Origin of the sequence: Xenorhabdus griffiniae (assembly GCF_037265215.1) — a bacterium.
Classification (GTDB): Bacteria; Pseudomonadota; Gammaproteobacteria; order Enterobacterales; family Enterobacteriaceae; genus Xenorhabdus; species Xenorhabdus griffiniae.
The window spans coordinates 2194613-2207757 of record NZ_CP147737.1 but is presented as its reverse complement, the minus strand read 5'-3'; the positions used below and the strand labels follow the sequence as shown (position 1 = coordinate 2207757).

The window sequence follows — 13145 nt, the reverse complement described above, 5'->3', positions numbered from 1 at the left end:
ATAGCGTGTTGTAAATTGCAACTTGAAGTTTGATGCGTATAACAAGGGTTATATTTAGGTAAGTTATAACCCTTTCCGATAGGCAAGGTGTCACATTGGTGATAATGCAGACAACATAACCTCTATAACCCGCCTTCTATTTTGATCAATAAAAAAATGATCTCCCTGAATATATTGTATCGTTAAATCTTCGCTGGATAATTCTGACCAGGCATAAAGTTCAATTGGTTTAACGTCAGGATCGGAATCACCACTTAAAACAGTTACTGGGCTTTTTAGGACGAATCGTGCTGGCTGATAGGTTTCAGCCATCTTGAAATCAGCCCTTAAAACCGGCAGCAATATATCCATAAGTTCATCATTTAACAATATCTCATCAGTGGCGCCATTCATTTTTTGTAGCTCACGGATAAATTGGTCACGAGGCAAGTTATGAGTATAAGGATTATTATCCTTCAAATGTGGAGCTGGACACCCTGACGCAAAGAAGTGGACAGGAATGGGATAAGCACGGGATTGCAATTGACAAGCAAGTTCAAATGCCACACGGCATCCCAGGCTATGTCCAATAAATACATAAGGGATCTGCGTAATAAATGCAGCATGAGCGATTAACTCATCGACCAGAGAAGGCAAATCTTCATACAAGGTTTCACCAATTCGAGTTGCCCGCCCTGGCGGTTGAACTGCCACTATCTCAATATCATCATTAAAATACGCTGCCCAATCAAGATAAGTTCTCGCAGATCCCCCCGCATATGGAAAGCAAAAGAGTCTCAACCTCGGACTACTGATCGGTTTTGGTATAATAAACAACTTATTATTTTCCAAACTACACTCCTCAAATCACTTGCCAATATGTCTATTACCATGACGGATCCTTTCTTCTACCAACGTAATCAAATTTTTCAGGGATGCCTGTTGATAGAACGTCTTGAGTTTTACCTCAATAGCGAAATGTACGTTGATTTTTGCCAGCAGGTGTACTGCCATCAGAGAATCTCCCCCTAGTTGAAAGAAATTATCCTCTAGCGAAACAATATGGCGATTTAGCGCCTCGCTAAAATGGCTCAAGACTTGTTTTGCTATATCAGAATCCAAGTCATGTTCCAGATGCTCCTCTGCATCAGAAGAGATTTGGTTCCCCCCTAATGCCAATAATGCAGCAGTATCGATCTTATTGTTAATTGTATAAGGAATGGCTTCAATTACCCGCCATTGTGTTGGGATCATGTAATCCGGCAATTGGCCTTGCAGATACTGTTTGACCTTATCAATAAGTTCTTGCGCACTTCCCGTAAACCGTGAAGATGCAACCAGGTAGCCACAAAGCCGTTCATGGAGCTGTTTTTCAATCACGACCACAGCCTTATCAATATCCGGCACCTGCTTAATCCACGACTCAATTTCTTCCGGTTCAATCCTGTAACCACGAAGCTTGATCTGATTATCCTTTCGCCCCAGACATAAGAGTTTATTATCCATGGTAAAACAAGCCAGATCGCCAGTTCGGTAAAGCCATTTCCCATTAACTTTTGAGAATGGATCGGCAATGAATGCAGCGGCTGTTAAATCCGGGCGTTGCCAATATCCTTTAGCTACTCCCTCCCCACCAATACATAATTCACCAATCACGCCAGAGGGTTGATGGCAACCTCTTTCATTCAACACATACATCTGTGTATTAGCTATGGGAGAACCTATCGGTAACACGCCATGATAATGTTGGTTCGATTCAGCAGCGATATTCAACCGTTCTACGCAACAACCAACGACAGTCTCTGTCGGTCCATATTCATTAAAACACCTACTTTCTGGCGCGATTGTTTTGAGATAGCCCAAATGAGCACGACTCATTTGCTCACCCCCGATCACTATGACCTTAACATCCAGCGGAGTCTGCTTCTGCCCCATGCTTAATGCTAAATGCTCCAATTGTGAAGGCGTCGTTTTCATCAATCCTAAAGGCTGATTTAGCTCAAATAAGCGCAATAATGCCGCATTTTGGCTGGCCTGCGCAGAAAAAAGGATGACGTATCCTCGCGCAATTAATGGCAGAAGCAAACTCGTAATAGTGGCATCAAACCCGAAGGAAGTGGTCACTGGCACACCTAATCCCCCCAAATCAGATGTACCTGGCGGCATATAAGCCTGTGTTGTCCAATTGAGATAGTTGTTAAGGCCCTTGCGATAAATTTCGACACCTTTTGGCTTCCCTGTCGTACCGGAGGTATAAATCATGTAGCAAAGGCAATCATTTTCTGCAATGAGTTTCCAACGAGGAATCAAAGGGATGCAGCCTATATGATTATTATCATCTCTTATTTCCCATTCGCTGTTTAACTCAATAACGGGTATATCGAAACGCTCCATTGCCGCCAATAAAGATGCATTTTTGCCCGCGATCTTATCTTCTATCACTATGGCATCGGGGATGGCATCTTGAACAATCAGCAACAGACGGTTGAGGGGTAATTGGCTATCTACCGGTATCCATACAATACCTTCAATCAAGCAAGCAACAATCGTGGCTAGGGACAAGGGGGTGGCGCCAGAGAAAATAACCACCTTAGCCTGCCGTGATGAACCTGAAATAATATGACTGCGTAATTCGTCAGCTACCCATTGGCTTAAGTGGTACAGTTTTTTATAACTGAGTCGTCCAGTTCGCGATTCGTCCCAATATTCAACCGCCGTTAGCTCAGGTTCAGCGTCCAATTGACGGAAAAAATGATGACAAAAATCATCTTGGAAGACAGTGTCAGTCTGGTTGAATGCCAGGACTTGACGTTGATAATCAGTTTCATTCAACAAAGGTTGCGCCAACACTTCCTGATCAACATCAAAAACCATCGCCGTACACAATTGCTGATAACTGTCGCTTAATACTTCAGCATAATCTGCGGCAACATGTGCGTATTGATATTCAAAACTTAACTCTACGGTATCAGCGTGATTAACCACAAACAACGTCAATGGGAATTTTCCCCCAACGGGTATCAACTCATGTTGATGAGATCGGGTTCCGGGCAATACCCAATCTCCCTGACCAACAAAATAGTTGTACATCACATTGAATAAGGGGGACTGCGGGATTTGCTGGGCATGGCTGACACAACGTACAATATGGCTGTAAGGCAATTGCTGGTGTTCAATGCCATTGTAGAGCTGGCGACTAAGCTGGGCTGCAATATCAGCAAAACTGATTTGCGGATGGAATATCACTTTAATCGGCAACACATTAATAAAATAACCTATCGTTTTCTCCAAACGCTGATCATCTCGCAAAGAAGCCGGTACCCCAAACACTATGGCTTGCTGTCCCGTCAGCCGATACAAAAGAGAAGCGTATAGGGTAAAATAACCCAGTGCTGGTGAAATACCCAAAGTAGCGGCACAATCATTGAAGGAGGTAACTAAAGAAGGGGCTAGCTGGCACCGGATCATACCACCTTGCTCACTTTTCGATGGAACAGGATTACCAATAGCCAGTTCCAAGCGCCCATCTACTCCTTCAAGTTCTGTCAACCAATATTCTTCATCATTAGCCAGATAATCACCGCGCAGCAATTCATCCTGCCAGCTGGCAAATTCAGCGTATTCAAGGCGATCAGTATCACCGCTCGGTAACGAACCTCCCGCATACACTGTCGCAATATTATTAAGAATCAATGCCACTGAATCATTGTCGCAAATCAGGTGATGGAGGCAAAAATGCAAAATGTGGCTTTGCTCTCCTAACTTGATCAATAAAAAACGTGCCAAGCCGGGTTTTTCCAAAGTAAATGGGGTTTCCAAATTATGCTGACAGTGCATTAATGCCTGTTGCAGGCGCTCATCATTATCTGATGCTATGCCTTGCCTAGATAGATCTATCACAGTAACGGGTAATTCAATCTCAGGGTAGATATGCTGAACCAATCCCTGATCGCTTTCGACAAATGCGGTACGGAAAGCTTCACTGTTTTGTACCGTCTGGGCAATCGCATCCAGCAATTTATCCTGATCTAATGAGCCAACTAATTCGTAGGTTACGGGTACGATGTAAAGCTGTTTTGCAGTTAATTGTTCTGCCAACCACAAATCTTGCTGACCAGCAGAGACCGGCACTTCATCAATCTCAAAATCAGCACGATCCAGATCTCTTATCTCACTCATACCTTGTTTGCTCCCTTACCACTTTGGTTCAAAATGGCTGCCAAATTGCGATGCAACTGCACAATAAGGGATTCCGCTTCGCCATACAGCAGACTCGGCGCGGTGCATACTTCCAGATTTCTTTGGACTTGCTCAATCGCCTCGTAATCTTCTTCAAGGGCTTCTGCCAGATATTCCACATCCAGTTGGCATACCTCGCTTATCGCCTCATCTGCTTTATGGATAAAGTTGAACGTCTTCGACCAGGTTTGGTTTACCGACACAGGATGATAAAAAGAGACAAAAACATGATAAGGCTGTACCCCGATAATCACATTGGGGAACAGCAAATAAGTGGCTACCATCTCCCGACGTGTCTTATGTGGTGTTTGTCGACGAACCTGAGCCAAATTTTTCAGTGGGGTCAAAATCCGTCCATGCTGGGCAAAAGAATCCAATGAATAAAGCTGGCCATTTAATGTGGGAGCTAGGCTGTTTCGGTGCAGAGACTGGACATGATAATATTCAATAAAATTTTCAATCAGTAATTTCCAGTTAGCTTTAATCATCCTTTCACGGGAATTCAACAATTGGTGCTGTTCAAAGCCGATAGCGGAAATTTGATCATCAATGGCAGAAAACCAATGTTCCAGCGAAAAGTCAGGCATAGATTCACCTGGCATTTGCCACAACATACTAAACTTTTGTAGCGTATCAATTGCATTAAGTGAACGATATTGATCGGGTATTTCAGGGAAAGCTTCTCGCCAACGAGCAGCTATCAGATGGCCTTGATGACTGAATGACCAACTATGATAAGGGCAAACAAAAGCTTTTTTGCACCCTTCCTTATGATGTTCAAGTCTGGCTCCCCGATGAGGACAGACATTTTCAAATACAGCACAACGATTATCATCGACTTTACTCACGATCATCGGAACACGCCCCTGATAATCGACTGTAATAAAATCCCCTACTTTTTCCAATGATTGAATGGGCGCTATAAACTGGGGAATACTTTTCCACAGTTCTTTTTGTTCGTAATTGAAATAATCCTGGCAAACATAATGTTTAATTTGGCTCTCATATATTCCAACCGGTTCAATCGCAATATGAGAGTGACGCTGGTCGATCATGTCGATAAAATAATCAGCATAAGGAGAAAATACGTTATTCAGAACACCTTCACCACCTTCAGGTAACATGACTGTAGTATCGATTGTAGTATTATTACTCATTAGGCATCTCCTTCGACCAGGATCGTTTTCGTGAATGTCTGGGATTGGGTTATATATGTGTTATAAAAATCGAAATAACGATAAACAAAATTCAGATTTGGCGTGGCAATGTCTATTCGTTGGCTAAGTTTGACCAAGGAAGCCAGTAAGGTATCTGCCTCTGTTTCCCGGCCATTGATCACATCCAATACCAAAGAAGAATTAAAATCGGGAATTGACATTAAATACCCCACGGACTGACGCCGGAAACTTTCGCTATCTTTGACATATCCGGTTTTTTCGCCAATGGCAGCACACTCGTCAATAATCGACTGAATAACAGATCGGGAAGCATAATTACGCATCGCTGTATATACGCCGATACGGACTAATCCGCACACAGAGGCCGCCGCATTGAGCGTGTTTTTGGCAAACGCTTTATGTCCGATATCTTCACAACCTTCGAAGGGAATGCCGACTCGGTTGAGTAAATCCAAAACCGCCAAAATATCCGCTTCTGCCTGTTCAGTGAGTTCAATGCATCCAAGATAGCTGGTTTTAAGAAACATCAATCTCAGGTTTTGTTTGCTATGCAAAGTCACCGAAAAGTTGAGTACACCACGGATGACCGTGACACCTAATGCCTCATCAATAAAGGTTTGTTCTGTGGTAAAACCATTTTGGAATATGACCACAGGGCTACGGAGCCGATGTTTATTGCGCGATAATTGCTGGCAAATATGTTGATTGGATACCGTCTTGCTGCACACATACAATTGATCAAAATCTTTAGACAGAAAATCTGCATAATCAGTGAAATGACCATCAATAACGATACTGCCGAGATCCTTGCTGATTGCCTGCTTATGATTTGTATCATCACTGAGTTGTATGTGACTGATAGGTAATGTCTGGTTCCTTATTCCTCGTGAAGATAATAAAAAAACCTGACATCCTTGTTTCTTGCATTGATGAGCCAAATAACATGCAACCGCGCCTGTACCGATAATGCCTATCTTCAGCATATTATTTCCCCCCTATCGCTAATAACAGTTTTTGTGTCGTGATAAGCAAGGGAGGTAATATCAGAAGGGTGATCCCAATAAAATAAAGATCCATCGGGTTACTTTGCCCCCAAATCGCCCACCCTCCCTCTTGAGCCAGTAATATTTCCAAGACAATCCCAGTGATAAGATAAATAATGAAGCTACTGAATGTCTTAACCAGATTACGTAAGGCAAAAACACGACCGTGATAGATTTTCGGCACAATGGTTTGCCATAACGTTTGCATTTTAATAATGCTTATTCGCATCGTGATAAAGCTGATAGCAATACAAGCCCCTAAGACGTAAACATTTTTTATCTGCGTCAATATCAAAAAACCAATCGCAAATAAAAACTCCAATAACAGCAATGGCATATATCGCAATATAGAGGGCTTCCATGCCGACATCAGGCTGACTATCACCATAGAAACTCCGCCGACAGACATCATGTAGCCTGCATCTGCGACAGAAAAATAGGTGGTAAAATAAGGAACAATCGTGATTAGCGTTCCACCAACCAAAATTGACTTAAAAAAGGTATACCCGATCATATAAGTCATTTCTGGCGATGCCTTAACCAAACGAACACATTCCATATCAGGAAAAATGGCTTTCCAGTTCAACTTAGATAATGTGCCATCATCGTGCGGCAGAAACTGTACAGACTTCACCCTGAACAATAACCCTGCGGCGAACGCACTTACCATAAAGGTTAGAAGATCAACCGTCAGCACCATACCCAGGCCATAGTGAGAAAACAGAAACGCACCAACAACCGGAGCAAGCATTTGTGGCAATGAATCGCTAAGACTGCCCAATGCATTTGCCCGATTTAATGAAGATTGTGGAACCAGCCGAAAAACCAGAGTGCTGTAACAGTCAATCTGCAACGCGGTCAGCACGCTGGTCAGGGCGATATACAGATAGACTACGATGGAATTGATATAGCCAAAATGATTGCACAAGAGCACAATTGCCAAGGCCAAACCCGCAATCCCTTCAGTGAGTAGCAGCACCTTGCGTTTATCGTAGTGATCAATCACATAGCCCACTAACGGCATCAGTAAAAAGGCCGGAAGCACTAATACTAAATACATATTCGTATAAGCCATGACTGACATTTGTTTCTGAAGCAGCCATAACCCGAAAGCAAATTCCGTCAATTCACTACCAAATATCGACACCGCGATGCCAATCCAGAGCGGATAAAATCCATGTATGCCCTTCATCCAACAATTCCCTTTTTGTTACGACGACGAGCCTGTAATACAGGTTTTTCTTTTCGCCCTGCTATCTGCTTATGGCTATCCGGCACGAATGTTTGTGATACAACCTCTTCTTTGTTCACAACCAATGCTGAATCTATCCATTCGATCAGGCTAGCCAATGTTGGACAAGCCATAAACTCCGGCAACTTAAGAGTGACTCCATGCTCTTTTTGCAATGCAGATAAGATCTTGATCGCGGTTAACGAATCCCCGCCCGACGCCACGAAACTTTCGCCCATATCCAGTTCACGTTGCCTAAGATGAGTCATCAGCAAACGCCCCGCCGCACTGTTAAGATACTGTAAAGGGTCATTGGGTACAGTTCGTTCCGGCAAAGGGAACTGCTTTATCGAAACTTTGCCGTTAGCGGTTTTAGGGAATTCAGCCAGATAGATAATGCGATGTGGTTGCATATAATGAGCAAAATTACAGTTGATGAACTGCCGGATCCGTTCACTTAATTCTCTTTGTACCGCTTTGTCGGCTTGGGTTTTCACATAACAAAGCAATTTTGTTTCTGCCACAGGAATAGTCGGATCAATCACGCTGTTTGTCGTCAGTACAACTTGTTCGATTTCTTCCCACTGACCAATGGTACTTTCCAGCTGGGTTGGCTCAATGCGATAACCTCGTACCTTGATCTGAAAATCTGTTCGACCAAGAAAAGACAGACATCCCTGTTCATCCATGCTGACCAAATCACCGGTTTTGTACATAAGTGGTGCTGTCTGGTTGCAAATTTCAGCAGGGATATAAGGATCAACTACATATCTGGTGGCTGTCAGAGTGTCATTGCCATAGTATCCCTTAGATACCAGCGGACCACCGATATACAATTCACCAGGCTCACCGCGTGGCACTGGTTTGCCTGACTCATCCAGCACATAAAATCCGGTATTGGCGAGCGGCCTCCCAAGCGGCACAGTTTCTCCCACCGGTGTATCCCTAGTAATCACTGAATCCGTAGCGGTAATAGTGGTTTCAGTTTGGGCGTAAGCATTGGAGAAAATTACCCCTTCAGGTACAAATTTCTGCCACTTTTTCAACGTCTGTGGATCAACTTTTTCAGTTCCCACTAAAATACGCCGTAAGTGGGATGGGTAATTTATGGCAGGATCTTCCAAACTATCCACCCATCCTTGCCAATAGGTAGACGGTAAATCGGCCAACGTAATCTGTTGTTCAATCAGCAATTGGTTGAAATCAGCAAACGTATTTGGCGGGGTATCACCGAAAAATACAACCCTGCCTCCTGCGCTCCAAACAGGAAAAAGTTCCTCAAGAACAATATCCCAGCACAAATCGGTAAATTGAAGCATCCGATCTTCCGAACAAATCGCTAGATATTCCTTCATCATCAAACAGTGATGGGCGATAGCCCCATGGGAGTTCATCACGTTGTTAGCATTTTGGGTACTTCCTGATGTACAGGTAATATAGGCTGTTTGCCCCGCAGGTATTACTTTTCCCGGATTTTGCAGTAACGCGGTATCCCCCGAGGCAACCCCACATTGACGCAGCAACATCCCTTCATCGTAAAAGTTGAAATACCGGACATGAGATAGCGTTTTCAGCAACGAAATATGGTCAGAGTTTCTTACCTCATTACCATCATTTAAGCCTCCATAATCCCCATCGAGCAGGGCAAATCGCGGAGTAAGTTCTGAGAGCAAGAATTCGACTTGGGTAAGAGGTAGCTTCTTATCAATAGGAACGTACACGCCCCCCGCTTTCAGTACTGCTAATACCGAGACGGCTAAGGGTATCCCACGACGTACACTGATAAAAACAGGCTCTTCTGGCTGTAAACCTTGTTGCAGCAAATGATGTGCCAATGCATTTGCCTGTCGGTTCAATTCGGCAAATGAAAGCTGACGCTGTCCTTCTTTCAAACTGGCATCGATTAATGCACATGCCTGTGGATCATCGGCGGCTTGCCGTTCAAACAAGGCATGGATTGGTGCCTTGTACAGAAAATCCTTCCGCAACGGCCCAATGGCAATAGAGGGTGTATCCAGCGAGTTCAGATAAGTGACAATATCAGCCAGGGTCAGTGTATCCCTCTCCGGAGAGTTAATGAGATAATCCAGTAACTGTACCAGTTTACCTGACAGCGTTTTGATTTGCGCCTTGTTGTAGGCTTGTGCTGCATATTCCCAATGTAAATACAGATCGTGCTCGCTCTGAAATACATCCAAAGACAATTGACCAACAATGTAGCGTTTGGGGTTATCCAGTAACAAAGACCAACTACCACTTTCATTAAGCTTAAGTTTACGGGGACTGAAATTGAAGTCGTAATTAAGATAACGGTTTACCATTTCCGAATGATGCCCCAGGCTACAATTCTGCACCGTCAAATCTTCAATCGTGACATCCTGGTTAGAAAAAATATCCAACAATTGTTCACAAGTAAGGTCAAGATACTCACTGAAACGTTGTTCACCATTGCAAGTATTTACCCGAACGGGCAACATTGCCGTCGTCAAGCCCACCAGATTGTCGAAATTGTCAAAGTTACGCCCGGATACTGAAGTAGACATAACAAATTGGGATTGTTTGAGTACCGTACCCAAAAAAATAGAGTAGACGGTATACATCAGCATGTAAGGAGTCGCACGCTGTGCAGCCGCATAAGCCAAAATCTTAGCCGTCAAGTCAGCCGATAATTTCTCAAGATAAAATCCCCCCGTCGCAAGTACATTCCCCTCTTCTGTCAGCACGACAGGAGCCGGTTCGGGTAAATTTGCCAAATCCCTCTGCCAGCCAGACAGGTACTTGTGCCAAAATGATTTCTGGTGAATAAAATCCGGGGTCTTTTTGAATGCAGCCAGACGCTCCAAATAATCATGATACTGACAGGCTGGTGGCAAATCGCCGGTGCCATGATAAACAGCCACCAGCTCATCAATTAATACATCCAAAGAGACACCATCAACAATAGCATGGTGGGCGACCAAAAAAATCATATCCACACGGCTATAGTTAAGTGCATGTTGTGCTAAAGGTGTTTCACTCCATAATGGCAGAGCTAAATCAATCTGTGCTACATGCACTCTAAACATCGGTCCACGATCAAGCGCAAACTCTTCATCCAGACAACTTTGCCGCCATTGTAAAAACTGTTCTGGTGAATCCATGATCGCCGGTTCAGTCCGTATTGCGGCATGATGATCAAATTGGCCGGTCACCGTTTTAAAGGTTTCAGGACAAAAAACCTGGCGCAATTGTTGGTGACGATTGAACAAATACTCAATAGTGCTGTTTAAACGATGCAGCTGCAATCCATCAGTGATCACATACTGAACGAATTCATTGTAAGATTTTGATGCCGCCGGATCGTACCAACTGGACATCGCCAAATTCTTCTGCATCTTAAATTCGGGTACGACAACGTTCACTGGCGCTTTTGATTCTACAGGTACGTTCAGCAAGCGGGGTTTGGCAGAAATCTTCTCGATGGTTTTTTCAAAAGCATCGAAACATTCATTTAACACGTTATCATCATGAGCTGTAGAGAGGAAACAGGTACGCCCTTCCCAAGTATAAACCCCATTCATTAACAAGTTATGGAAAAATAATTCGTGTGTGTTTTTCTGACTGAACTTGAATAATGAGCCAAAGTTCGCAACTTCTATACCGCAATTTGCTGTAGTGAACAACGCATTGAGCCGCTCAACAAAGCCTGAGGTTCTGTCATTCAAATCAGTTTGTAATGCAGACCCCATCGTTTTCATATGTAATAACGTTGCCTCAGCTGCGGCCATCGCCAGCGGATGTTTACAAAACGTTCCGGCAAAAAAAGTGGTCTCATTGGGTGGATAAGACGCGTCACCAAATTGCCAGAAACCACCATCAAGGTAATCCATTATTGCCGCATCGCCAGCCAAAACACCGATAGGCATACCACCCCCGATGACTTTGCCATATGTCACCAAATCAGCCTTGACCTGATAGTAATGTTGCGCCCCTTTTGGGTGATAACGAAAACCAGTAATGATTTCATCGAATAGCAATACCACATTCTGCTGTGCCGTGATTTTTCGTAACGTCTGAATAAAAGATTTAGGCCGTAGGTTGATATTGCGCGATTGGACGGGTTCAACCATGACCATAGCAATTTCATTTCCGTGAGCGGTAATATAGTCCAGGCTTTGTTGTTCGCCATAATTGAGTATCACTATATCCCGCCCCAAATCTTCAGGAATGCCGCTAGATTGAGGGAATATCTCTCCCTCTCTCATTCCTCCCATAAAGAGGATTTCCGTATAGTGACCATGGTAGGCATTATTGAAGATAACGATCTTCCTTTTCCCGCTAGCAGCCCTGGCTACGCGACAGGCAAGCATAATGGCCTCGGTGCCTGAATTAGTGAAAGCCACTCGCTCAACACCCGTGATTTCAGCGATTAAATCCGCAACAACCATACCAGACTCATCAAGCGGCCCGAGATGAAAACCACGTTGAAGCCTTTTTTGTAAAGCCTGTTGGATAAAATCAGGATTATGCCCAAAAAAGTTGACGCCAAACCCCATCGCAATGTCAATAAAGACATTGCCGTTCAGATCAGTAAAATGTGCTCCTTTTGCGGTTTTTCCCACAATCGGATAACACAATTCTTTGAGCTTACTGTTGAACTGAATCGAGTTGCGGTTATCACAGAGCACCCTCCGATATTTCTGGATAGCCGCTTTTGATGCACTGGTTTTCGCGTTGTAATGCTGAATAAATGCCGTCGTTTCAGCATCACACTGTACAGGCTCGGCAATATCAACGGGTTTGTAGGTAAATTTGGCTTTTTCACCAGATGTCACTAATGGCTCGCTAACAACACTCTCTTTAGATGAAAGGTTGCTTGATGCTGAAATTAAAGTGGGATCTGGTCGCTGAACGGCGGCGGGTGGCTGGTCACCAGTCGTCGGAACAGCGCTTCCTCCCCCAAGATATTGCAACACTGCCAACTGCTGTTGGAATAATTGCTGCATGGCGTTTAATTGGGCAGCCATAATGCCGTGTTTGATCTCCATGCCTGGGTTATTGCTAATAACAGTCTGGTTTTCGCGGCTAGTAACAATCTGTTTGTTAGACATCATCGCCGAAGGAGATACAGAGGGTGATAACGATATTGTTGGAGGCGTTAGAACATGCGCTTGTACCTCCGGCTCTGCTATTGGCGGTATCGGCACAGATACTGTCTGTGGTTGATTGCTCAAGTTATCAACCGAGGCAGGTTGTGCCTGCTTGCTAACAAAATTAGCGACCTTATCAATAGTCGATAATCCTTTAAAAAACTTTCCAATACCGATATCAACACCATATTGAGATTTAATATTGTTTTTCAGTCTAATCAATGTGAGAGATTCAATACCCAGTGCCAAAAAGTCAGTATCGGTAGGCACATGTTCACTTGCTAATTCTGACTGTAACCAACTTTGCAGAGAGTGTTTAATTTCATTTGGCAATTGAGTCATTATG

Annotated in this window: 6 protein-coding genes; all 6 read right to left on the bottom strand. The window is 43.8% G+C overall.

Features of this window, described 5'->3' with window-relative positions; all coding sequences use genetic code 11:
- Nucleotides 1-90: 90 nt before the first annotated feature.
- Nucleotides 91-780 carry a thioesterase II family protein gene (locus WDV75_RS09560; protein ID WP_338861203.1) on the bottom strand — a complete coding sequence of 230 codons (690 nt, stop codon included), beginning with the start codon at nucleotides 778-780 and terminating at the stop codon, nucleotides 91-93.
- A gap of 66 nt (nucleotides 781-846) precedes the next feature.
- Nucleotides 847-4158: a non-ribosomal peptide synthetase gene (locus WDV75_RS09555; protein WP_273559008.1), complete on the bottom strand. Its 3312-nt coding sequence runs from the start codon at nucleotides 4156-4158 to the stop codon at nucleotides 847-849.
- Nucleotides 4155-5375 (bottom strand): aromatic ring-hydroxylating oxygenase subunit alpha, encoded by a 1221-nt coding sequence (locus WDV75_RS09550; protein WP_273559010.1) that lies wholly within the window; start codon nucleotides 5373-5375, stop codon nucleotides 4155-4157. The genes WDV75_RS09555 and WDV75_RS09550 overlap by 4 nt, the downstream gene beginning before the upstream one ends.
- The gene (locus WDV75_RS09545; RefSeq protein WP_273559012.1) at nucleotides 5375-6379 is read right to left on the bottom strand and encodes a ketopantoate reductase family protein; all 1005 of its coding nucleotides are present in this window, start codon (nucleotides 6377-6379) and stop codon (nucleotides 5375-5377) included. The genes WDV75_RS09550 and WDV75_RS09545 overlap by 1 nt, the downstream gene beginning before the upstream one ends.
- 1 nt (nucleotide 6380) lies before the next feature.
- Entirely contained in the window at nucleotides 6381-7631 is a 1251-nt protein-coding gene (locus WDV75_RS09540; protein WP_273559014.1) for an MFS transporter, read from the bottom strand.
- On the bottom strand, nucleotides 7628-13141 hold the full coding sequence (locus WDV75_RS09535) for an aminotransferase class III-fold pyridoxal phosphate-dependent enzyme (protein ID WP_273559016.1): 5514 nt from the start codon (nucleotides 13139-13141) through the stop codon (nucleotides 7628-7630). Before WDV75_RS09535 ends, WDV75_RS09540 begins: the two co-directional genes overlap by 4 nt.
- Nucleotides 13142-13145: the final 4 nt, after the last annotated feature.